This window comes from Flavobacterium sp. IB48, from assembly GCF_016405855.1.
Classification (GTDB): Bacteria; Bacteroidota; Bacteroidia; order Flavobacteriales; family Flavobacteriaceae; genus Flavobacterium; species Flavobacterium ginsengisoli.
Genome location: NZ_JAEFCA010000008.1, coordinates 136,061 through 159,866, shown reverse-complemented (window position 1 = coordinate 159,866; position 23,806 = coordinate 136,061). Strand labels below are relative to the sequence as shown.

At 33.2% G+C, this 23,806-nt stretch carries 20 protein-coding genes; 14 read left to right on the top strand and 6 right to left on the bottom strand.

All coding sequences use genetic code 11. The features are described from left to right. Positions 1 to 4 precede the first annotated feature (4 nt). Complete coding sequence (locus tag JC605_RS20580; RefSeq protein WP_370569078.1) at positions 5 to 2,311, bottom strand: TonB-dependent receptor; 2,307 nt, start codon at positions 2,309 to 2,311, stop codon at positions 5 to 7. 191 nt (positions 2,312 to 2,502) lie between these two features. Here JC605_RS20580 and JC605_RS20575 point away from each other — a divergent pair, with 191 nt between their 5' ends. From JC605_RS20575 to JC605_RS20550, 6 genes are all read left to right on the top strand, one after another. Continuing rightward, positions 2,503 to 3,534: an AraC family transcriptional regulator gene (locus JC605_RS20575; protein ID WP_198857973.1), complete on the top strand. Its 1,032-nt coding sequence runs from the start codon at positions 2,503 to 2,505 to the stop codon at positions 3,532 to 3,534. A gap of 556 nt (positions 3,535 to 4,090) precedes the next feature. Then, the gene (locus JC605_RS20570; RefSeq protein ID WP_198857972.1) at positions 4,091 to 4,405 is read left to right on the top strand and encodes a hypothetical protein; all 315 of its coding nucleotides are present in this window, start codon (positions 4,091 to 4,093) and stop codon (positions 4,403 to 4,405) included. A gap of 25 nt (positions 4,406 to 4,430) precedes the next feature. After that, entirely contained in the window at positions 4,431 to 4,991 is a 561-nt protein-coding gene (locus JC605_RS20565; RefSeq protein WP_198857971.1) for a 2'-5' RNA ligase family protein, read from the top strand. Between the two features lie 279 nt (positions 4,992 to 5,270). Further along, positions 5,271 to 6,194, top strand: a complete 924-nt coding sequence (locus JC605_RS20560) for an AraC family transcriptional regulator (protein WP_198857970.1) — start codon at positions 5,271 to 5,273, stop codon at positions 6,192 to 6,194. 306 nt (positions 6,195 to 6,500) lie between these two features. Continuing rightward, positions 6,501 to 7,223: an SDR family oxidoreductase gene (locus tag JC605_RS20555; protein WP_198857969.1), complete on the top strand. Its 723-nt coding sequence runs from the start codon at positions 6,501 to 6,503 to the stop codon at positions 7,221 to 7,223. 105 nt (positions 7,224 to 7,328) lie between these two features. Continuing rightward, positions 7,329 to 8,093, top strand: coding sequence for an SDR family NAD(P)-dependent oxidoreductase (locus JC605_RS20550; protein ID WP_198857968.1), 765 nt, complete (start codon positions 7,329 to 7,331; stop codon positions 8,091 to 8,093). Between the two features lie 180 nt (positions 8,094 to 8,273). Here the strand turns inward: JC605_RS20550 and JC605_RS20545 are convergent, their stop codons facing one another. From JC605_RS20545 to JC605_RS20535, 3 genes are all read right to left on the bottom strand, one after another. Beyond that, positions 8,274 to 8,747, bottom strand: a complete 474-nt coding sequence (locus tag JC605_RS20545) for a hypothetical protein (RefSeq protein WP_198857967.1) — start codon at positions 8,745 to 8,747, stop codon at positions 8,274 to 8,276. A gap of 125 nt (positions 8,748 to 8,872) precedes the next feature. Beyond that, entirely contained in the window at positions 8,873 to 9,577 is a 705-nt protein-coding gene (locus JC605_RS20540) for a LytTR family DNA-binding domain-containing protein (protein ID WP_129747752.1), read from the bottom strand. Then, complete coding sequence (locus tag JC605_RS20535) at positions 9,574 to 10,611, bottom strand: sensor histidine kinase (RefSeq protein WP_198857966.1); 1,038 nt, start codon at positions 10,609 to 10,611, stop codon at positions 9,574 to 9,576. Before JC605_RS20535 ends, JC605_RS20540 begins: the two co-directional genes overlap by 4 nt. A gap of 175 nt (positions 10,612 to 10,786) precedes the next feature. On the opposite strand from JC605_RS20535, the gene JC605_RS20530 reads away from it, so the two are divergent. The 5 genes from JC605_RS20530 to JC605_RS20510 all read left to right on the top strand — a co-directional run bounded on the left by JC605_RS20530 (position 10,787) and on the right by JC605_RS20510 (position 19,045). After that, positions 10,787 to 12,172, top strand: coding sequence for a TolC family protein (locus tag JC605_RS20530; RefSeq protein WP_198857965.1), 1,386 nt, complete (start codon positions 10,787 to 10,789; stop codon positions 12,170 to 12,172). Positions 12,173 to 12,184: 12 nt separating this feature from the next. Continuing rightward, positions 12,185 to 15,469 carry an efflux RND transporter permease subunit gene (locus JC605_RS20525; RefSeq protein ID WP_198857964.1) on the top strand — a complete coding sequence of 1,095 codons (3,285 nt, stop codon included), beginning with the start codon at positions 12,185 to 12,187 and terminating at the stop codon, positions 15,467 to 15,469. Continuing rightward, entirely contained in the window at positions 15,459 to 16,547 is a 1,089-nt protein-coding gene (locus JC605_RS20520) for an efflux RND transporter periplasmic adaptor subunit (protein ID WP_198857963.1), read from the top strand. The genes JC605_RS20525 and JC605_RS20520 overlap by 11 nt, the downstream gene beginning before the upstream one ends. 411 nt (positions 16,548 to 16,958) lie before the next feature. After that, positions 16,959 to 18,029, top strand: a complete 1,071-nt coding sequence (locus tag JC605_RS20515; protein WP_198857962.1) for a hypothetical protein — start codon at positions 16,959 to 16,961, stop codon at positions 18,027 to 18,029. Between the two features lie 251 nt (positions 18,030 to 18,280). Further along, a complete protein-coding gene (locus JC605_RS20510) occupies positions 18,281 to 19,045 on the top strand; it encodes a hypothetical protein (RefSeq protein WP_198857961.1) in 765 nt (254 codons plus the stop codon). A 125-nt stretch (positions 19,046 to 19,170) separates the two neighbouring features. Here JC605_RS20510 and JC605_RS20505 read toward each other — a convergent pair whose 3' ends face one another. Next, positions 19,171 to 19,407: a hypothetical protein gene (locus JC605_RS20505; RefSeq protein ID WP_198857960.1), complete on the bottom strand. Its 237-nt coding sequence runs from the start codon at positions 19,405 to 19,407 to the stop codon at positions 19,171 to 19,173. Positions 19,408 to 19,633: 226 nt separating this feature from the next. On the opposite strand from JC605_RS20505, the gene JC605_RS20500 reads away from it, so the two are divergent. Beyond that, a complete protein-coding gene (locus JC605_RS20500) occupies positions 19,634 to 20,233 on the top strand; it encodes a hypothetical protein (protein ID WP_198857959.1) in 600 nt (199 codons plus the stop codon). 375 nt (positions 20,234 to 20,608) lie between these two features. Here the strand turns inward: JC605_RS20500 and JC605_RS20495 are convergent, their stop codons facing one another. Next, complete coding sequence (locus JC605_RS20495; protein ID WP_198857958.1) at positions 20,609 to 21,157, bottom strand: type 1 glutamine amidotransferase domain-containing protein; 549 nt, start codon at positions 21,155 to 21,157, stop codon at positions 20,609 to 20,611. Positions 21,158 to 21,750: 593 nt separating this feature from the next. Here JC605_RS20495 and JC605_RS20490 point away from each other — a divergent pair. Together JC605_RS20490 and JC605_RS20485 are read left to right on the top strand one after the other, a co-directional pair. Next, positions 21,751 to 22,428, top strand: coding sequence for a response regulator transcription factor (locus JC605_RS20490; RefSeq protein WP_198857957.1), 678 nt, complete (start codon positions 21,751 to 21,753; stop codon positions 22,426 to 22,428). Then, positions 22,425 to 23,783 (top strand): HAMP domain-containing sensor histidine kinase, encoded by a 1,359-nt coding sequence (locus JC605_RS20485; protein ID WP_198857956.1) that lies wholly within the window; start codon positions 22,425 to 22,427, stop codon positions 23,781 to 23,783. Before JC605_RS20490 ends, JC605_RS20485 begins: the two co-directional genes overlap by 4 nt. Positions 23,784 to 23,806: the final 23 nt, after the last annotated feature.

The following is a 23,806-nucleotide window of genomic DNA, read 5'->3' as shown; positions in this document are numbered from 1 at the left end:
TTTATTAATTTGATTTGGTGAAAAAATATCTGAATTTTATATAGAAAGCTCTGCTTGGTTTTTGTAGTGAAAAATTATCGTATAGCTTATTATCTAGGACGTTTTTGCATTCTAAAGCGATATTATACTTACCATCTGCCATTGTATAAACTAAATTAAGATCATGATTATACTGCACTGGAATTTCTAATTTTCCGTCCTTTGTTCCCATACTTGGCCATGACAAATAATAGGTATGTACATAAAGTAGATTATACCCAACAGATAAATTATTGCCTTGTCTGAATACATCGTTAAAAAATACAGTAGCATCAACATTACCAAACATATAGGGTATGTTTGGAATTCTGTCTTTATAAAACCAAGATACAATTGTTTGTTCTGGCTCGTATTTAGTCATATTACGCAAATTTTGATACGTCATATTGAAACCACTTGTAAACCTTTTTCTGTACGAATATCTTATCTCTCCATCAACACCGTAATTGGTCATTTTTCCAAGATTTACAGAATAACTATCTACCTGATTTGTAAACAATGTGTTACGAATAAAATCTCTGGCATCACGATACATAAAGTTGATGTCAAATGTTAATGCATTAACTTTATTAAAGTTCGTCTGGTAGCTAGCTCCTAAATTATAGTTGTAGCTAGATTCTGGTTTTAAATCGATATTTGACGCAATATTATCGTTTGGACTTCCAAAAAGTTCTTGAGAGTTTGGAAGACGATAACTTTTTTCAAAAGAAGCTTTTAACTGCAAATTTTGTTTTAAGTAATAACTACTTGCAAGTCCGTATCCTAGCGTAGAAGTTTTATCTTCAAATTGTTGATACGCTATATCTCCAGCATTTCCACTTGGATTATAACTTCTTGAATATTTAGTATATAAATCATAGTTTTTTAAAAATACAGAAGTACTCCATTTTTTGTTATAATCGAACTTATAACCAAGACCTAAAATATTTTTCTGTGTTTTTCTAGGCTGCTGATAAGCAATAGATTCAGGCACTAATTCATCTTCCTGCTTACGATCAAAAGTCGTAAAAGTGTTATTAAGCATAAAAGAGTGGCGTTCGCCTAGACTATAAGTTGCGTTAGCATTTACAATACCATTATGATCACGCATTTTCATTAAAGTTCTTTGCTTTTCGCCTCCTTCTCCGTTATATTTAATGTAATCTCCAAACCAATTGTATTTGATAAATACAGTATCTACAGTTTGTTCTTCACCAAAATTGTAATTACCATTAACGTATACATTTAAGCCTTTTGTAAACAAATCTTTTACTTGATATTTAATAGTAGGCATTAAGATATTACCTTGTCTATAACGGCTGCCAAAAACAGCTTTCATTCTAGCACCAGTCTGAATATCTGCTTTATTTTGTCCTCCTGTAAAACCAATCATTAATTTATCGGCGTATTTTTTTCCAGTAATACCAATATTTACAATTGCAGTTTCGTTATGATAGGTATCATGAAACCTTCTTAGTCTTGCATTTGGAAAATATTCACCTGTTTTTAAATCTGCCGCTTCAACATTTACCCAGTAATTATTATCTGAATAGTTTTGAAAAACATTAATCTCAGTTGTAAAACCACTTTTTGCAGTATACCCAGCATTGATAGCAGTTTTATGCGTATTAAAAGATCCAAATGAATAAGAAGCATCAAAATAGGTTCTTGGTTTTGTGTTTGTAACAATATTTACAGCACCTCCCAAAGCATCGCCTCCAAGCCAGATTGGCACTACACCTTTGTAAACTTCTACACGGTCAGCAAGGTTGATTGGAATATTGTTTAGCTGAAAAGAAGAACCAAAGTTTTCCATCGGCATACCGTCAATAAAGACCTTAATTTGATTTCCAGAGAAACCATTAATAGAAAGTTCTGACTGAGAACCTACTCCACCCTGTTCCCGAACACGAACTCCCGAAACTCTGTCTAAAGCATGCGAAAGATCTAATGTTGTATTATGAAGTTTTTTAGCATCAATTGCAGTAACACTATAGGCTTGTTTATTTACTTTATCGGTTGCAGTACGGCCCATCACTGTAACGCTTTCTAATTCATTTAATTCGCTTTCTAAATGAATGGAAACATTTACAGGATTGCCAGAAACGTCTATCGATTTTTTTAAAGTTGAAAATCCTATTGCAGAAATTTTCAAAGTGTGTTTTCCAGATGGAACATTTTTGAAACTGAAGTTCCCGTTTTCGTCGGAAATCATACTTAAATTCGTTTTTTCAATAAATACTGTCGCAAACGGAATCGTTGCTCCAGATTTTTCAGCAACTTGACCAGTCACTGCAAAGCCTTGATTTTGCTGGGAAAATGATAAGAACGCGGATAGAAAAAATAAACTGGCAAATAAAAATTTTTGAGTTGACATATCTTTAATTAGACTAATTATAAATAACTTTGCAGCAAAAGTACCATCAACGTCTTCAAAAAAGATAGGGAAAAACGGATTATTATTTTGTAAAAACGGATTATATTTTGAAAATCAAAGCCACACTTCTAACCTCTGAAACGCCTATAATTAAAATTCAAATTGGAGATAAATATTATCCGAAAAGTGTTTTAACGGAGGAAAATGTCAACATACAAAATGGTGATTCAGAAAAAATAATCAGTCGTCATCTTATCACAGAAGGATTGGTTCTCCTTGATACACAATTGTATTTCTCAAATTCTAAAACTCTTATTTTTGAAATTGATGAAGAATCGATTGTTATGAATTTTATTTACAGTAGCAATGTTGAGACTCATATTGATCAATTGGAAAGTGAAAAGTATTCTAAAGAAAACACCCATAATATCTTTTACACCAATAACTTTAAGGGGTCTTTTAAAATTCCAGCTCATAAAGATGTAAATTATATGTCTATTATTTTATCCAAGGAGTTTTACTACAATATCATAAATGAAGATTGGCAATTGCATGAAAAATTTTCAAAAAAAATCCTTCAAAAACAATCTTGCTATCTAACTTCTAAATATCTTCCGTTTACATCGCCAATTAAGTGGGTAACATCAGAAATAAAAAATTGTACTAGAGAAGGTGTTTTAAAAAGAATTTACATTGAAAGTAAGATTAAAGAACTTCTTATTCATCAACTTGAAACATTAATTACCAAACCCTTACCAACAGAAAAAATAAACGAAGAAGATTACAACAAATTATTAGAAGCAAAAAAAATATTAGAAAACGATTATCGAAACACTCCTACTCTACCTGAACTTTCCAGACTTATTTCGTTAAACGAATTCAAATTAAAAAAAGGCTTTAAAGCTTGTTTTGGAACCACTGTAAAAAGCTATATTATTAAACTGAGAATGGAACATGCCAAAAAATTGTTTCAAAGCAAGACCGCTACAGTAAGCGAAGCAGCATACAAATGCGGTTACAAAGACGTTTCTCATTTTTCTGCGGCCTTCAAAAGCTACTACGGATTTTCGCCTCAAAAATTTAAAATCAATACTGATATTATTCAATTTTGGCTGCTTGCTTTTTCATTTATAATATAAAAAAAAGGGTTTTAAAATTCAGTCCGTCGACTTCCTCTTAAAACCCTAAAAATTAGACATTAATGTATAATGCAAACTCTTATACAATTACCCACGATCAAATGAATATGTCAAAATTTAATTCAAAAAAAATGTTTCTCCAAAAAACATGAATTGTTAAAACTTAAATAATGGCATTCTAAAAAAGGTAAAAAACAACATTGTTCTTAAATTTCAACAACCCAAAATTACAGGCATAAAAACAGATAACCTTACGGTTTTCCACATTGTATGAAAAAATTAACAACATTAACAGAAGCCAAAAACCTTAAGTAATTGTTCTGCAAAACATTGCCAAAATACACTTTAACGAAAATTTGTAAAAGAAAATACTAGATTCTTGCTCAAATTCACTGCAAAAAAGATTTAAAATCATATTTCTTGTCCTAGATTAAGTCTCTTTTATAAAACCCTGCCTACATTTGCAGGTAACTCCAATTAAATAGTTGCCAAATTGGTTAACGAGATATTTTGGAGCCAAAAAACTTAGTATCTTAGAAACTTAGAAGCTACAAAAATGAAAACGCTACAATTTTTATTACTCGGAAAAAATGAAGCTATTTTAGCCATTTTACTTCGTCTTGTTAATGAAGATGAAAACTGGAATGCAATTGCTTTTAATGATGAAAAAGAAGCACAAGAATACTTTCAGAATCATAAAATAGATATCGTGCTTTTGAGTTCGGCAATTGAAGACCATGTTGAAAAAGAATTTACTTCTTTCTGTCTAAAAAACCAGCCAAATGTAGAAGTAATCGAGCATTTTGGAGGCGGAAGCGGTTTACTAAAATCTGAAATTCTGCATCGATTGCATTTGAAAGGAAAGCTTTAAATTTGTGTTTCAAAGCCCTTAAAAAATGGAAAAAACATATTCTGTAGTATTCTACTCAAAACCAGTTGTTGATAGTGTCAAAAAAATGAAAGATTTACTGAAAAGTAAAATTGAATGGTACAACAGCTGTAATTCTGAAGCACATATTACGATTTGTGAATTTAAAATTGAGGAATCTCAACTCGATTCTATAAAGCAAAAGCTAATTAAAATCTGCGATACTTTTACGCCTTCTCAAGTATATTTAGATCATTTTGATTCTTATGAAAATGCTGGAGCTTTTTTTATTGCTCCAAACGAAGAATCTAAAAACAATCTAAAGCCCATAATGAAAAAGATTCACGAAACACTGAAATCTTTACAGCTCAAAAAAAGTGATGATCCGCATATGTCAATCGGACGAAGATTAACACCCGAAAATCTTAAAATTGCTTTTGAACTTTTTACCACAATTGCTCTCCAATTTGAATGCAACGAAATTGTTCTAAGGGAATTTGATCCCAAAGTGAAACAGTTTTTTGTGATTGATGCTATTCCTTTTGGAAGCAATCCAGAACCTGAATTTGTACAAGGAAGTTTGTTTTAACCGCAAAGAACGCAAAGAATTTAAAACTTCTAAACACTATGTTTGTCATTTCGACGAAGGAGAAATCTTCGCGAGTAGCTCTACAAAGATTGTCGATTTAGATTACGGAGTTTCTTACGAAGATTTCTCCTTCGTCGAAATGACAAAATTGTACGCTAAACTTTGTCAAAGTTTCAAACTTTGACAAAGTTCTAACGAAACTTGAAACTTTAAACCTAAAACAAACTAAAACCAATCTTTATATTTTTCGTATATTTGAATTTCGCAATTCATCACGATATGAAATCTCTAGATTCCTTTTACCAAGATATTACCGAAGGTTCAACTGTTGATCCCACTTCATTATTGCCAAACGACATTCAAAAAGAAATCGGACATTTTAATGTTTTCGATATTAAAGAACTTTTGGAACGCATGAAAGGAAAGCCTGGAATGCCTTATGATAGAAGAGCTTATTACAAAATAAGTTTAATCAGAGGACACAACAAAGCGGAATATGCCGATAAAGTAATCGAAATCGAAAAACAGGGATTGTTATTTGCAACTCCAAAAATTCCGTACAATTATTTACCGCAAGACACCAATCAAGGTGGTCAGTTCTGTGTTTTTACCAGCGAATTTTTATCTAAAAGTAAAAGCGGAATCGATCTGGACGAGCTTCCAATTTTCGCTTCAGACGGTTATCCGATTTTTCAGCTTTCTGATGAAGAAGTTTCAGAAGTTGAATTGATTTTCAATAAAATACAAAAAGAAATTAATTCTGATTATATTTACAAATACGATCTAATCCGAAATTATGTGGCTGAATTAATCCACTTCGGACAAAAATTACAACCTATTACAGCATTATATTCTAAGCACAATTCAGCAGCTAGAGTTTCTTCTTTATTTGCGGAATTGTTGGAAAGACAATTCCCAATTGAATCGCCAAATCAGCGATTAGAATTGAGAACCGCGAAAGATTTTGCGGAACGATTATCCGTTCATGTAAATCATTTAAATAAGGTTTTAAAAGAAAACACCGGAAAAACCACAACCGAATTAATTACAAGCCGATTAACAAACGAAGCCAAAATACTCTTAAAACAAACCGATTGGAATATTTCTGAAATCGCCTATTCACTTGGTTTTGAAGAATTAGCGCATTTCTCTAATTTCTTTAAAAAACAAACTTCTTTTACGCCGATTGCTTTTAGAGCTTAAATTTTGTTTCAGGTTTCAAGTTTCAAGTTTCAAGTTTTCTGAGCTCGGGCATAACGCTTGTCTTCCTGAGCGAAGTCGAAGGATCGTATGCTAAATCCATACAGTACGTTTTACGGTGCGTGTCCTTCGACTTCGCTCAGGAGGACATAAAATGAGATTAAAGATAATTCTGTTTTTATTGCAATTGTAATTGACATTGTATTTTTTAACTCTGATTTGAATTTCGCAAACATCTATTTGATATTTACAAATCCCCAACTCTACTTCGCTCCTACCTTTGTCTCATCAAATTAAAAGAACGAAAAGATGAAATTATCAAACAACAAAATTTTAATTACAGGCGGTGCAAGCGGTATCGGACTTGGACTTGCAGAACGATTTATTCAGGAAAACAATACCGTAATTATTTGCGGCCGAAGAGAATCAGTTTTAAACGACGTAAAAGCAAAATTTCCAGCAATTATTACAAAAGTTTGTGACTTGTCTATAGAACAAGAACGAATCGCGCTTTACGAATGGATTACGGCAAATCATCCCGATTTAAACGTTTTAATCAATAATGCAGGAATTCAAAAATGGGTTTCGGTTACCGATGCTGATTTTTACGAAAGTATGAAAACAGAAATTAGCACCAATATTGAAGCTCCACTGCATTTAACTTCATTATTTATTCAGTTACCCGCTCTTAAAACCGTGATGAATGTAACTTCTGGATTAGCTTTTTCTCCTTTTGCAAAAGTTCCAGTTTATTCGGCTACAAAAGCGTTTTTTAGATCATTTACACTTTCGCTTCGTCATTTATTAAAAGCTAAAAATATCGAAGTAATCGAAATTATTCCACCAGCATTAAACACAGATTTAGGCGGAATCGGACTTCACGACGCACATCCAAGTGTAAGCAGTTTTATCGAATCTATTTTCGAGCAACTTAAAGAAGGGAAACAAGAATTGACTTTCGGAACAAGCGAAACCAGATTAAACGCAAGCGCAGAAGATTTGAGAAATCATTTTAATGCAATGCATAAATAATTATGAATTATGGGTTATGAATTATGAATTGTATATCACAAATACAAGAAACATTTCAAAACTCATAACTCAAAACTCATAACTCAAAACTCATAATTTAAAAATATGGCAGTAAATACAAAAATAGCTCTCGTTACAGGCGGTAGCAGAGGTTTAGGAAAAAATATGGCAATTGCGATTGCAAAAAAAGGACTTGACGTAATTATCACTTACAATAGCAAAAAAGAAGAAGCAGATTTAGTTGTAAAAGAAATTGAAAGTCTGGGGCAAAAAGCTGCTTCATTACAGTTAAATGTTGCTGAATCAAGCACTTTTGATTCTTTCTTTAAAGAAGTAGAAGCAACATTAAAAAACACTTTTAAAACAGATAAATTTGACTTTTTAGTAAACAATGCCGGAATTGGAATCCATAATTCATTTATTGGAACAACCGAAGCCGAATTTGATCAGTTAACCAACATTCAATTTAAAGGTCCATTTTTCTTAACTCAAAAAGGATTAAACGCAATGAACGATGGCGGCGGAATCGTAAACATTTCAACTGGTTTAGCAAGATTTTCATTTCCAGGTTATGCGGCTTACGCTTCTATGAAAGGTGCAATGGAAACTTTGACTAAATATCAGGCAAAAGAATTAGGAGCTAGAAAAATTAGAGCCAATATAGTTGCGCCTGGTGCAATCGAAACCGATTTTGGAGGCGGAGTTGTTCGCGACAATGAACAAATGAATCAGCAAATTGCTTCGGTAACCGCTTTAGGAAGAGTTGGTCTTCCAGATGATATTGGCGGTGTAGTGGCTTTTTTATGCACCGAAGACGCTCGCTGGATAAACGCTCAAAGAATTGAAGTTTCTGGTGGAATGATGTTGTAAGGAGGTTTCAAGTTTCAGATTTCAAGTTTCAGGTTTCAAGTTTCAGGTTTCAGGTTTAACCGCAAAGAATATCAACTTGAAACTTGAAACCTGAAACAAAAAAACACAAAACAAAACCCGATAAGCATTAAAAACTCATCGGGTTTGTCATTTCAAATAATATTTGAATTAGTAAGCGTTTTAATTTTTTTCTACAGAGACATCAAAACCGCCTTCTGCGTCAAAAACTATATCATAAAATTTAGTATCTTTTTCTACACCAACTTCGTAGGTTGTTTTTTTCTTATCATCTACCACCATTGCAATTTCTTGAATCGCTTTTGCCTTATAATTCTTTTTTAAATAAGACTGCGCTTTTATTGGAAGCTCTTTAAACGGAATCTGCAATTCATAAGCTTTCATGTTTCCTAGATTATCGTAAATCGCAACCGCTTTTGTTGTATTATTTACATTATATCGTGCTTCAAATCGAATCTCATCTGCATCATCTCCAACATATTCTTCAGACCAAACTGGCACTTTTCCTGGATATTCTTTCTCAAAAGCTAATCGAACTTCTTCTGGAGGAGTGATTGCTTTTTTCATATTGGTTCCTTCTTGTGCAATTAAAAAACTACTGCATAAAAAAGTAAAAAGTAAAAGCACGTTTTTCATAGTTTCAATTTTTTAATTAAACTTAAACAACGTATTAAAATTAACACTTTTTTTATTACAATAACAAGAAGAAAATATCATTTTACAAAAAAATAAACTCCTTTAAAGTTGAGCTTAAATCGTGTCTACAATTCAAGCTTTTTTAATCGATCTGTTAGTTCTCTTTTATAAGTAATTCCGATTGGAATTCTTTCGTTTTTAATAACAACAAAATCTTTTTCTGTCGCATCAATTTTATCTAAAGCAACAATGTAAGATTTATGAATACGCATAAAACTCTTTTCTGGCAGGCATTTTTCGAACTCTGTTGTGGTAATAGAAGCCAGATAAGTTCTTTTGGTTGTGTGAAGTTTTACATAATTACCAAAACTCTGCGCGTATAAAAGCTGATCTAATTCAATATCCATCAAATAACCATCTACTTTTACACTTACCGAATTTACGGTTTCTTCTGCCTTTTGTTTTACACTTTCGGTCGCAAAAAAACGGTCAATTGCTTTTAGAAATCTTGGAAAATAGATTGGCTTTAGCAAATAATCAATTACGCCGTAATCGTAACTTTCAAGCGCAAATTCAGAATATGCTGTAGTTAAAATAGTTTTAGGATGCGTTGGAAGAATTTTAAGCAATTCCATTCCCGAAATTTCAGGCATATTGATATCCAAAAACATTAAATCGACTGGATTTTCTCTGAGATAATTCATCGCTTCAATGCCGTTATAGCCTTGAAAAACCAATTCTAACTGTGGATTCTGTTTTATATAATTGGCTAAAACATAATGCGCAGCGGGTTCATCGTCTACGATAATGCATTTCTTTGTTTCTCTCATCCTACAAACTTTTTAAGCTGTATTTCTAAATCAACAACATAGATTTGTTTGTCGTCTTTAACATCTAATTTATAATCTTTTCCGTAAATCAAATTCAGACGTTCAATTGTATTTTTTAAACCGATTTTGGTCGAAATCACATCGTTTTTCTTCGGAATTGAATTGGCAACATGAAGATGTAATAATCCGTTTTCAACAGAAATCGTGATTTTTACAAAGCAATTTTCAATAGCACAAGTTCCGTGTTTAAAAGCATTTTCGATAAATGCAATTAACAGCATCGGAGAAATTTTATAAGTGTATTCAATATCTACTTTGCTTTCAAAATGTATGTCACATCTGTAACCAACACGTTCTTTTTCAAGCTGAACATAACTGTTTATAAACTCCAATTCGTCTTCTAAAGATACGCATTGTTTACTATTGCTTTCCAATTGGTAACGCATTAACTGCGAAACCTTCATAATTAAATCGGGCGTTCTGTCTGGAAACTGAAGGCTTATTCCGTACAGCGTATTAAATGTATTGAACAAAAAATGCGGATTTAATTGTCCTTTCAATGAATTTAATTGCATTTGATTGAACAATAAAGCCGCATCGGTTTGTTTTCTGTGAATACGATAAAACTTAAAAACAATAATCGGACTCAGAATGCAGACCAAAGTTCCCAAAACACTAGCCAATTGGTACGCATAACTTCTCTGATGCGAGTTTTGGTATAAATGGCAATTGGCAAACATATCCATTTTTGTAATTTCATACAAAATGACAGAAAATACAAAAACTCCAAATAGCGTTAAAATGATATACGTAAAAGGTTTATTTGCTTTAAATAAAATCGGAAGGAGAAAAAAACGATTAAATTGGGCATGCATGTACAAAATGCAATAAAAAAACACACCCATTGCAATCGAAATGAAAGAACTAAATAACATCCAATCATTTTTTAGGGTATATATTGTAAATGAAAAAAGGACAACGGCAACCTCCTGCCACCATTTGTTATCCAGTATGTTATCAATTCTTTTGTTCATTCTTAATTTTGAAATAGTTTACAAAGTACGAACAATTATTTAATTATTTTTTTCAAAAAATGACCAATTCAATTCGTCATTTACTAGTGCAGTACATCACTTAACCTGACTTTTATCAGTACAAGAGAAATAAATTTGTTGCATCAAAAAACATTTCTATTCACACCTTGAGTTTATGTATTTCAAAAAAATTACCTTATTATTTTTATTGATTTTTGCCTCAATCGGTTATGCTCAAACCCTGTCTTTAAAAGAAGCAATAAAGGTAGGTCTTGAAAACTACGGTTCTATCCGAGCAAAAAACAATTACACCAATGCATCAAAAGAGACTCTAAAACAATCTCGTCGTGATTACCTGCCAAACCTTAACTTATCGGCACAGCAGGATTACGGAACCGTAAACGGACAAAACGGACCGTTGTATGGTTTTGGAGGTTTAGGAGTTGCTTCATCAGGACTTCCGTTACCAGAACAAAACTGGAACTCGGCTTTTGGCGCGCTTTATTTAGTCAACATGAACTGGGATTTTTTCACTTTCGGAAAAACACAGGAAAAAATCAATTTATCTAAAATTGATGTTCAGGCTAAAGAAAAAGATTTACAGCAGGAAAAATTCCAGCAGGAAATCAAAATTTCAGCTGCTTATCTGAATCTATTGGCAAGCCAGAGATTAGTGATTTCGCAGCAAAAGAACTTAGATCGTGCAGAAGTTTTCAAAAAGACTGCTGCAGCGAGAGTTAAAAACGGATTATTGGCTGGAGTAGATTCTACTTTGGCTACTGCAGAAGTTTCTAAAGCTAAAATTGCTTTAAACCTTGCTAGAAACTTCGTTAAAGAACAAAACAACAAATTAGTCGATTTAATGGGCGTTGCACCTCAGGATTTCGTTACAGATACTTTATTTGTAACTCAGATCCCAAAGGAATTAGTAACAAAAGAAGTTACTACAGATAGTCTTCACCCTTTATTACAATTCTACAAAACGAAAATCGATTACAGCAACCAGCAGGTTAAATTGTATAAGAGATTTTATTATCCAACAATGAGTGCTTTTGGGGTTTTACAAACCAGAGCTTCAGGATTTGATAATTCGTACGCAACCAATCAAAATGCTTTTACAAGAAATTATTGGGATGGGGTAAATCCAGATCGTACCAATTATTTAATTGGAGTTGGAATCACGTGGAATTTAACCACACCATTCCGATCAAGCAAGCAAGTAAGTGCTCAGAAATTTGTTTCTCAAGCCATGCAGGAAGAATACAATCAAGCAGATAGAGAATTAAAATCACAGCTGAATTTTGCCGAAGATAAAATCAAAATTACTTTGGAAAACTATGCTGAAGCTCCGATTCAGGTTGATGCTGCAAAAAGAGCTTATGTTCAAAAATCGACTTTATACAAAAACGGTTTAACTGATTTGACTGATTTAACACAAACGATGTATGTATTAAATCGCGCTGAAATCGATCGAGATATTGTCAATAATAATGTGTGGCAATCGTACTTATTAAAAGTCGCTGCAACAGGAAATTTTGACTTATTTATAAATGAATTTTAATTATAAATCCTAATGAATTTAATACGTTTTGCACTCCGCAAACCCATTTCCATTTTAGTATTGGTTGCGGGTCTATTTTTCTTCGGAATTGGTGCCATCAAAGACATTAAGGTAGACATTCTGCCAAAAATGAATTTGCCGGTTATCTATATTGCGCATCCGTTTGGAGGTTACACGCCAGATCAAATGGAGGCTTATTTTGCCAAAAACTACGTAAACGTTTTACCTTTCTCGAACGGTATCAAATCTGTAGAAACTAAAAATATTCAGGGGTTAATGATTATGAAATTAACCTATTATGAAGGAACCAATATGGCTCAGGCGGCTGCCGAGTTAAGTGCGCTTTCGAACAGAATCCAAGCGGCTTTTCCTCCGGGAACACAGCCTCCGTTTATCATTCGTTTTGATGCTTCATCACTTCCAATCGGACAATTGGTTTTGAGCAGTAAAATACGTTCCAACAACGAACTGCAAGATTTAGCCAACGTTTATGTTCGTGCTTCGTTTACTGCAATTCCTGGTTTATTATCTCCAGCTCCTTTCGGCGGAAGCCCAAGAACTATTGAGGTAAACGTTGATCCAGATTTATTGCGTTCTCATAATATGACGCCAGACCAGATTGTTGACGCGATTCGTTTGAACAACCAAACGGCTCCTTCTGGAAACGTACGTATGGGCGACAAAAACTATATTACGCCAACAAATAATACGATTAAAGAAGTTAAAGATTTTGAACAGATTCCGTTATTCAAAGGTGGTGTTCAGAACTTAAAATTAGGCGATGTTGCCTCTGTAAAAGACGGTGCCGATATCACGGCAGGTTATGCTTTAGTAAACGGAAAACGTTCGGTTTACATTAGTATTGCAAAAGCAGGAGACGCTTCGACTTGGGATGTGGTTCAGAAATTGAAAAAAGAATTGCCTAAAATTCAAAGTACGCTTCCTGAAGATGTAAACATTACGTACGAATTTGACCAATCGGTTTATGTAATCAACTCGGTTAAAAGTTTGATTACTGAGGGAATTATTGGTGCGGTTTTAACCGGATTAATGGTTTTATTATTCTTGGGTGACCGTCGTGCAGCATTAATCGTAATTATGACGATTCCGATTTCGATTATTTCTGGGGTTTTATTCCTGAAATTATTTGGACAAACGATCAACTTAATGTCATTATCAGGATTGGCATTGGCGATTGGTATTTTGGTGGATGAAAGTACCGTAACCATCGAAAATATTCACCAGCATCTCGACATGGGAAAACCAAAAGCACTCGCCATTTGGGATGCCTGTCAGGAAATTGCTTTACCTAAATTATTGATCCTTCTTTGTATTCTAGCCGTATTTGCGCCAGCATTTACTATGGTTGGTATTCCTGGAGCGTTGTTCTTGCCTTTAGCTTTAGCAATTGGTTTTTCAATGGTTATTTCATTCTTGCTTTCGCAGACATTTGTTCCTGTAATGGCTAACTGGATGATGAAAGGACATGAAAAACATGCACACGGACCAGAAATTACAGATGATGAAGCTGAATTTAATGACAGCGGTATAACGCCAGAATCAGAACAAAATCTAATCACTCAGAAAAAGGATTATGTAGAAAGAGCAGATACTAATAACAACGGAAAAATTAGTGCTTTCGAACGTTTCAAGATTCGTTTTATGCGAACTCTAGACCGTTTGTTTGTTCACAAAAAAATAACGACTGTAACCTATTTGGTTGGAGCAACACTTTTAGCAATTCTGTTCATTAATTTCATCGGAAAAGACGTTTTCCCGAGAACCAATTCTAGTCAGTTTCAGTTGAGAATGCGTGCCATTGACGGAACGCGTTTGGAAAGAACTGAAGAACAAGCTAGAATTGTTTTAAAAGAACTGGAAAAAATGGTCGGTAAAGATCATATCGGAATCACATCTGTATATGTTGGTCAGCACCCTTCTCTATTCTCGATCAACCCGATTTATTTATTCATGGCAGGTTCTCACGAAGCGGTTTTCCAAGTAAGTTTAAAAGATTACCATGAAGATATGGACGATTTTAAAGATGAGTTTAGAGCAAGACTTAAAAAAGTATTGCCAGACACTAAACTTTCTTTTGAACCAATCGAATTAACGGATAAAGTTTTAAGCCAAGGTTCTCCTACTCCAATCGAGATTCGAGTTGCCGGAAAAGACAAAAAGAAAAACGAATTATACGCGACTCAAATTGTAGACAAGTTAAAAGCAATTTCGTATTTCAGAGACGTGCAAATCGGACAGCCAATTCATTATCCAGCAATGAATATTGATATTGACAGAACTCGTGCTGCTGAATTAGGAGTTGATATGAATGATATTTCTCGTTCATTGGTGGCTTCAACCTCATCTTCTCGTTATACAGAAAAAAATAACTGGGTTGATGAAAAAGCAGGATTATCGTATTCTGTTCAGGTACAGGTGCCATTAAATAAAATGAAAAGCAAAACCGATATTGGAGAAATTCCAGTATTGAAAAACTCGCTTCGTCCTGTTTTAAGTGACGTTGCCAAAATTACACCAGGCTTTGTAAGTGGTGAAAATGATAACTTAGGGGCCATGCCGTACATTACCGTTACTGCAAACATCTACAAAACCGATTTGGGGACGGCTTCTAAAGATGTGAGCAAAACAATTAGTTCATTAGGCGAATTGCCTCGTGGTTTATTTGTTACGCCAATTGGACTAAGTACTGTATTGACCGAAACATTAAGTAGTTTACAAACAGGATTATTGGTTGCCGTATTCGTAATCTTCTTAATGTTGGCCGCTAATTTCCAATCGTTCAAAGTTTCGTTAGTAATCTTAACAACGGTTCCTGCCGTAGTTTTAGGGTCGTTATTAATGCTTACTTTAACTGGTTCAACATTAAACTTACAATCGTATATGGGAATCATCATGTCGGTTGGGGTTTCTATTGCCAACGCCGTTCTTTTGGTCACGAATGCCGAACAGCTTCGAAAAATAAACGGAAATGCCTTAGAATCTGCTCGTGAAGCTGCTGCGTTACGTCTTCGTCCGATTATCATGACATCTGTTGCGATGATTATGGGTATGTTGCCAATGGCAATTGGACACGGCGAAGGAGGCGATCAAGTTTCTCCGTTAGGAAGAGCGGTTATCGGTGGATTATTATTTTCTACTTTTGCCGTATTATTAATCCTTCCGCAGATATTTGCGTGGGCACAAGAAAAAACATCGACACAATCTGTTTCTTTAGATCCTGAAGACGAAGAAAGTATCCATTATATCTCATCATTAAAACCAAAAAATGAAAAGTAATATTATAAAATCATCTGCATTATTACTTACAGCACTAGTTGTATTAAGTAGCTGCGAAAAGAAAAAAGAAGAAACTGCGAAAGCAGAAATAGAACCTAAAGTTGAAACTTTCCTTTTATCGAAAGAAAAACTAACAACAGAATTGCGTTTGCCAGCTGAATTAACCGGTTTTCAACAAGTTGATTTGTATGCAAAAGTGAGCAGTTTCGTAAAAACTTTAAAAGTTGATATTGGAACGAAAGTAAAAAAAGGACAGCTTTTAATTGTTTTAGAAGCACCAGAAATAAGCTCGCAAGTAGCAGCGGCTGAATCTAGATTAAAATCTATGGAAGCCATTTACGCAACCAGCAAAAGCACTTACAACCGTTTGTACGAAACGAGCAAGGTTGAAGGAACGATTTCTAAAAACGATTTAGAAATGGCAAGCGGTAAAAAGAATTCTGATTACGCACAATACCAAGCAGCAATTGCAGCACACAAAGAAATCTCTATCATGAGAGGATATCTGGAAATTCGCGCTCCTTTTGATGGTGTTGTAGCGGCTAGAAATGTGAATTTAGGAACATTTGTTGGCCCAGCGGGAAAAGGTTCAGATTTGCCTTTATTAACGATTCAGGAACAAAGTAAATTACGTTTGGCGGTTTCTGTTCCAGAATTGTACACAGGATATTTACACCCAGGCGACAAAATGAGTTTTAATGTAAAATCGCTGCCAGATACTTTTACAGCTAAAATTACCAGAATGTCTGGTGCTTTAGATTTAAAATTGCGTTCTGAAAGAGTTGAAATGGATGTTCACAACACCAAAGGAAATTTATTACCTGGAATGGTTGCCGAAGTTTTGTTGCCTCTTAACGCGAAAGACAGCACTTTTGTAGTGCCAAAATCTGCCGTAGTAAGTTCTGCAGAAGGAATTTATGTGGTGAAAGTGGTAAACCACAAAGCGACAAGAGTTGACATTAAAAAAGGAAGAGAAATCGAAGATAAAATTGAAATTTTCGGCGACTTAACTCCAAACGATAAACTGGTAAAAATTGCCAGCGAAGAAACTAAGGAAGGCGATGTCATAAACGAATAACCTGCGTTTAGTCTTCATTTTAGTAGATTACCAATTACTGTACGCATTATTTAATGCGAGCATTTTAAAATTTTGATTTGGTTTTAAAATGCAAAAATTAAATTTATTTTAAAAAGAGGGCGGTGCTATTTTTAGTGCTGCTCTTTTTTTGTTGTAAAATTAATGCTGCAAAAACGCGGAATCGCAAAGACAAAATAATTTTATCCAAATAAACAGGTAAAAACACTTAGCTGTTTGCATTGGTAAATTAGTATTTTTGAAAAGAATAATCGGTACTTGTGACTAAATAACTAAAAATCAACTAACTAAAAAAAAATAAATTTATCAGATATTTATAACAATAAACGGAAAAAACGTCTATATATAATCTTAACTTTTATATTAAGCAAATAACCAATTAATTATATAAACATGAAAAAAACTGTTACCCTACTTGCTTTAAGTGTTTGCTTATTTAGTTGCAGTGAAAAAATTTATTTATACAAAGCAAAAATTACATCTATTGACGTAAATGGCACAGACAAATTTGGACCAAAGAACGCTCCACGTGTTTCAAAAGCTATTGAAGATCCATTAGAGCCAAAAAACTTGTTAGACAACATGGGCGTGTTAGTTGATAAGGACAATCTACGGGGAAAGAATAACCTTGTAAATCATATATTTTTATCAGGCGATTACGGCGATATAGATAAAATTTACCTTGATTATTTGACGGAATCTGTTTTACCAAATTATGTGCCTACTGCGGATATAATGAGTGAAACGCAGTGGATAGTTTTTGTAAATAATTTTAATAATAGGTTTGGCTACGAGAAAAAACAATATTTATTCCTACCTGAACACGCGGGAATTAGGAAAGAATTGGAAAAGCAGATTGTAGACATCCATCCAGTAGAAGTCCAACAAGAACATAAATTAAAACAGCTTTTCAAATCCAAACTGGAAGCTAATGTCAAGTCGGTTTTAGAAACTCAAGGTAGTATTTCTGGAGAAATAAAAGCACAGATAGAAAGTCTTGTAAAGAATGAAGTAGATTTAGAGGGAAAATATTATGATATTGAATTCAACCCATTTTTTACAGGAAAGCTCGTCGAATTGTTCACTGGTTATCAAAAAACTCCTCCACGCAAAAACACAAATTTGTTCACTAAAAACTATCATAATTATTATGCGAATAACAAAGCGTACCTTGCGGACGGTTATGGAGTTTTGGTTTTGACTATAAAATACGATGTTTCAAAAATTTCAAAGACTGACATCGAGACGATAATAAACGCCGATGCAAATTTATCTGCTACACAAAAGGCAGATTTATCTGCAAAGGTCTTTGCAAGTTTTAGTCTTGAGAAGAATTTTACGGGACAAGCTTCATCCACGAAAAACTATTTAGTGAAGTATCAATATAATAACCAAGTTGAATCTTTACGCCCTGATGCGAGAGCATTAACTTTATTAGAAATAATGGAACAAGCTGCAAACTAAATACATAAAAAAAACTAGGGTCATTATTGATCCCTTTTATTTTAATTGTCGGTCTTTCGATAAATCGGCGTAAGGTTGAATTAAACAAAATAAGATAACTGGCTATAACAGCCGTTACAGGCGATTTGCGGATTTAGTGGAATTATCGTTTTTTACTACTATTTTCGTTAAGCTCAAAATACTCAGTTTCATAATCCGCAAACCGCTTGTAGCACCAGAACGTTGTGTTCTATTTAATTGATGACCGTCGTATGAATGAAGATAATCAAAAATATCCCGCAAAAATAATTGCCGAATCAACTGAATCTTTTTTAAGATTTCGGCAAGGAGTGCAACGATCTGAAATGCTTATCAGTTATGTAGAGGTTGGCAGTAAACTTATTTTAAAAAACAATAATGAAGCAAAAGAATATCTTAAGGGAATATATAATCATGTTTACAATCCAGAAATTGTCAAAAAAAGTCTTAATAGCAATATCGATACTTTTCTAAATATAGGATTTTATGAGGAGCATCTATGTTCAATGATATATGTGAGCTCAATCGATAATCTCACAATTTACTTTAAAGAAATTCTTTCAGAGGTTGTTTCTACGAAACCACAAATATTAAAATCGCAAGAAACCGAGAGATTGGACTTTATTCTGCAACATGAATCACTTAGTGACTTAATAAATGCAATATCTGATAAAAAGATTGAAGAACTATTTTACAAAGGGATTGAGGACATCGAGAAATTTTTTCAAAGTCGTTTAGGAATAGATATTTTTAAAACTAAGCTCGCAAAGGAAAATATAAATAAACTTATTAAGCAAAGAAATCTTACCGTACATAATAGAAGAAAAATATCGAAAGACTTTGCAAGACAATTTCCTGATTTAAAAAATTCTATTGGACAGTATTTGATTTTTGACTTCGAGTATGTATCTACCATAAATCTCCAATTATTTAATTTTGTAGCTTCAATTGACGAAGAAATTTCTAAAAAATTTGAACTCAAAAAAGTAAATTTATAGTTTAAACTGCACCTAACCCGATAGCTCAGATTTACAATCCTTGCCTATAAAGTAATGAATATATTATACTTTAAAAAACCAAAAACCTCGACCTTAAAAGTCGAGGTTTTTCCATTTTATAAACTCTACTCCTCACTCAAATAAGGATTCAAAATCTCTGCCAATTCATTGAGCCAATAATAATTGTCTTCAAAATTGGTTAATCCAATTTGAAGGGTTTCGTGTTGTCGCATTATGCCGAGAGCTAAAATGCAATTTACTTGTCTTAAAATTTTAGCCATATCTTCGGGATTTATAATATGGTTAAAAAAATCAATCAGCCTTGTTTCGGCTTCTTTGGAAAGGTTGTTTGTTGTGTTCATTCTTCCATTTAATGAATTAAAGCCTATTTGGTTAAGACATTGTAATTTGAATTACTTGTCAAACCATAAAGGCAAATTTTACTTTATTTTAAATGTGAAGATTTAAGAGCTTCAAATGTAGAGAAAAACATCAATAAAAGAAAGTTTTTACCTACAATAATTAGACGGTTAAAAATTATTTTAATTTGTATTTTCGTCAACTCGAACTATTTTGCATTAAATTTTTATGAAAGATCACACTGACGCTTGGGAAGAAAAGCAAAAACAATATCTAACTGTAGCCATTATTTGTTTTATAGTTGGGTTCATTTTTTTTATTAAAGTAATAAGCGGTGAATATATAATAAAACCATTTAATCTTAAAGTTTACGAAAATCTAATAATTTCTTCTAAACCTCAATTTAAAGAAACGAAAGGAAAACATGCAAGAAAATGGATTGAATTCAAGTGTATAAACAATAAGAGCAATTTTGAAATTGGAACTTTTGATTATAAATGTGTTAATGACGATGAAATAATAAATGAAGTAAAAGCTGGAGATACAATATCAATTTCAATTCTAAAAGCCGATATAGAAGATTTTGATAAGGACACTTCCTGTGAAATTCATTCTCTTATTAAAAACAACAAAGATTATCTTGACATAAAATGTAGAAATAAAGCAGATAATAATGATGGAAAACTTGGATTCATAATACTTTTTGCAATATCACTTATGACAGGAATAGTATATTCTTTTTCTGAAAAACCGATTTTTTTCAATCATGTTAGTCCAGATATAATAATTGGGATTGTTGTAATAATACTTTTCTTTATTTACAGATAAATAAAACACCAAACATTTGTCAGACTGAGCGAAGTCGAAGCCCCGCAATCTAAATCGCTAATCTTTGTAGAGCTACTTACGAAGATTTCTCCTTACGTCGAAATGACAAACTGTACGGATTGACACAATCTTGTCATTTCGACCGAAGGGAGAAATCTTCGCGAGAAACTCCATAATTTTAATCGCCAATCTTTGTCGAGCTACTTGTGGAGATTTCTCGTTCCTCGAAATGACAAACTAAACGAATAGACAAATTGAACACCTTTATCAGGCAGAGCGAAGTCAAAACCCCACAATATTTATCACAAAAAAATGCAAAACCAAAATATGATCCTGCATTTTCTAATTTGACAAATCTAAATAGGAATTTCTTTTTTAGACTCTCTGGCGCTCGTGTATTCCTTCTTTAATTTCTTCCACCATTTTTTTATTAAAAACGGGCAAATCATTTGGGTTTCGGCTGGTTACTAATCCGTTGTCTACGACTACTTCTGAGTCTTCCCATTGTGCTCCGGCATTTTTCAAATCATTTTTAATAGAGAAGAACGAAGTTACTTTTCGACCTTCTAAAACGTCAGCATCTACTAGAATTTGAGGTCCGTGACAAATAGCAGCTACTGGTTTTTTACTTTCAAAAAAAGAACGTACAAAATTTACTGCAGCCTCTTCTCTTCTCAATAAATCAGGATTTATTACTCCACCTGGAATAACCAAAGCATCATAATATGCTTCATTTGCCTGATCTAATACGACATCAACATTGTATTCTTTGCTCCAATTTCCGTCTTTCCAAGATTTGATCGTTCCAGATTTCAAACTGACGATATCTGCATTCCAACCTTGCTCTTCCAGATAGGCTTTTGGTGATGCTAATTCTGATTCTTCAAAACCGTTTGTGGCTAATATGGCGATATTCTTTTTCATAATTTCAAATATTTAAAATGTTATTAATTTTGATTTAAGTTAAAATTAGTTATTTCAAACAGCCAGTAGAAATAGACGCTGTTAAAGCTTTCTTTAATAAAAGTTAATTAATTGGAAATCAATTTTTTATTAAAAATTAAACTAAAATTATATAAAACTCCTATCAATTTGGTTTACTATTTTATACCATGAAAGTTTAAGAAAAAGTCCCAGAGGGACGAAATATTTATAGAAAACAATTTATCCCATTCAAAGAGCCCCAGAGGGGTGAAATCTTATCGACAATATATCGCTCCGCTGGAGCTTTTGGTACGGTATGTTTTATGAATCTATAAATATTTCATTCCTCCGGAATTCTTATCAAATCTATTCATCTCCAATCTTTGTGGAGTTTCTCACGAAGATTTCTCCCTTCGGTCGAAATAACAACCTACTTTAAAAATACCTTAAAAATCTTCAATCACTTATCTGTTCCTATAGGGTTCAAAAAATAATTGTTATTTTTGATCATCCTATTTTTTTGAAAACAACTTATCAGACGATTAAAGCATTTCCGTTTTAATCAAAACAGCAACCATTATAATATACCATTTATGAATGTTTTACTCATTGAAGATGATAAACGCATTAGCGAATTTATAGTAAAAGGTTTGGAGGAAAACAACTTTACTGTGCATCTGGCCGAAACGGGCGAGATTGCCAGAGATCTTATTCAACAGGATATTTGGGATATTATCTTAATGGATATTATGCTTCCGGGAATTGACGGAATTCAGTTGGTGAAACTTATGCGTTTCAAAAAAAATCATACACCCGTTTTAATGTTAAGCGCTTTGAGCGATACCGACGATAAAGTAACCGCTTTAGATTCTGGCGCCGATGATTATTTGGTAAAACCGTTTCATTTTAAAGAATTAATTTCTAGAGTCAACGCCCTTACACGTAGAACAAAATTTAATTATGACAAAGAAGAAACCTTATACACTCTAGGAAGTTTAACCATAAATCCAGCGGAACATAAGGTTACCGAAAGCGATAAGTTAATCGATTTATCTCCAAGAGAGTACAAACTGCTGTTGTATTTATTAGAAAACCGAAACAAAGTAATTCCGAGAACGCAAATATTAAACGCAGTTTGGGGCATTAATTACGACAATAACACCAATGTTGTCGATGTATATATTTCTTATTTAAGAAACAAAATTGAGCAAAATCATAAATTTATCCATACCATAAAAGGAACAGGATATATGCTTAAAGAAGAGTTATGAAAATACGCAATAGGTTTACCTTAATATCGTCTTTTACTTTTAGCGTTGTCTTTGTCATTGCTTCTCTTATTACGTATTATTCTTTCTACAGTTATTCGGAAAAGATAATTTATAACGAGCTGCAAAAAACGTGTTTATTAACGGGGATTTTCTATCTCGAAAAAGATGAATTGCCCGAGAATCAGCATTTGTTGATTGGACAGCAATTCAGAGAGAATTCACTTGAGATTATTACGCGTGTTTACAACGACAAAAATCAAATTGTTTACGGAGACAAAACTGTAGACAACAATATCAATGCAGAAAGACTGGATTATATTCGAAAAAATCGAAAACTGCATTTTAAATCCAAACATCATTTTTATTTCGGAAGTTACTATCATGACAATCAAGGAGATTTTGTGGTTTTCGTTAAAAAAAATGACGTCGAATTTAAAACCATGACCGACCGATTGCAAATCATTATGATTATGGTTTTAATCATCGGATTGATTACGATTTACATTGTGAGCCGTGTGCTTTCTAATCTGGCTTATAGTCCTATAAAAAACATTATTGATCAGGTAAACGAAATTCAGGCTTCGTCGCTGGACCGTCAGATTGTTACTCCCGACACCAAAGACGATATCCAGGAATTGGTAAAAACGTACAACAATTTGTTTACCCGCTTATCGGATACTTTTATCATTCAGAAAAACTTTATTAATTATGTTTCGCATGAATTTAAAACGCCTTTAACTGCAATTTCAGGAAACTTAGAAGTATTTGCCCAAAAAGACAGATCAAGTGCCGAATACAAAGAAATGTCTGAAAAAGTATTGGAAAATGTCTATCAGATCGAAGACACTATGAATACTTTAATGATGCTTTCGGGTTTGCGAAACAATACAGAACTCAACGAAATTTTCAGAGTTGATGAATTAGTTTGGGACATTAACGATCAGCTTCCCGCTATTTACGATCTAAAAAATGCTCCGATACAAATCGTTCTAGAAATAGTAAACGATAAACTGCTTTCTATAAAAGGAAACAGCAACGAAATTAAAATCGCTTTATACAATATTATAGAAAACGCCGTAAAATATTCTAACGGAAAACCTATTAAAATAAGTCTGCTGGAACAAGACAATCAGCTTAAAATTGTCATTGAAGATCGCGGAACAGGAATAAGCGAAGACGACTTAACCTTCATTAAACAAACCTTTTACAGAGGCAAAAATGTAAAAGATATTAAAGGAAGCGGTGTTGGACTTTCGTTGGCCAATATTATCTTCAAACAAAACAATATTGATTTTACCATTACATCCAAAAAAGACGAAGGAACAACGGTAACGCTACTATTTCCGCCACTCTAACCGTTTTCTAATGTTGCTCTAAC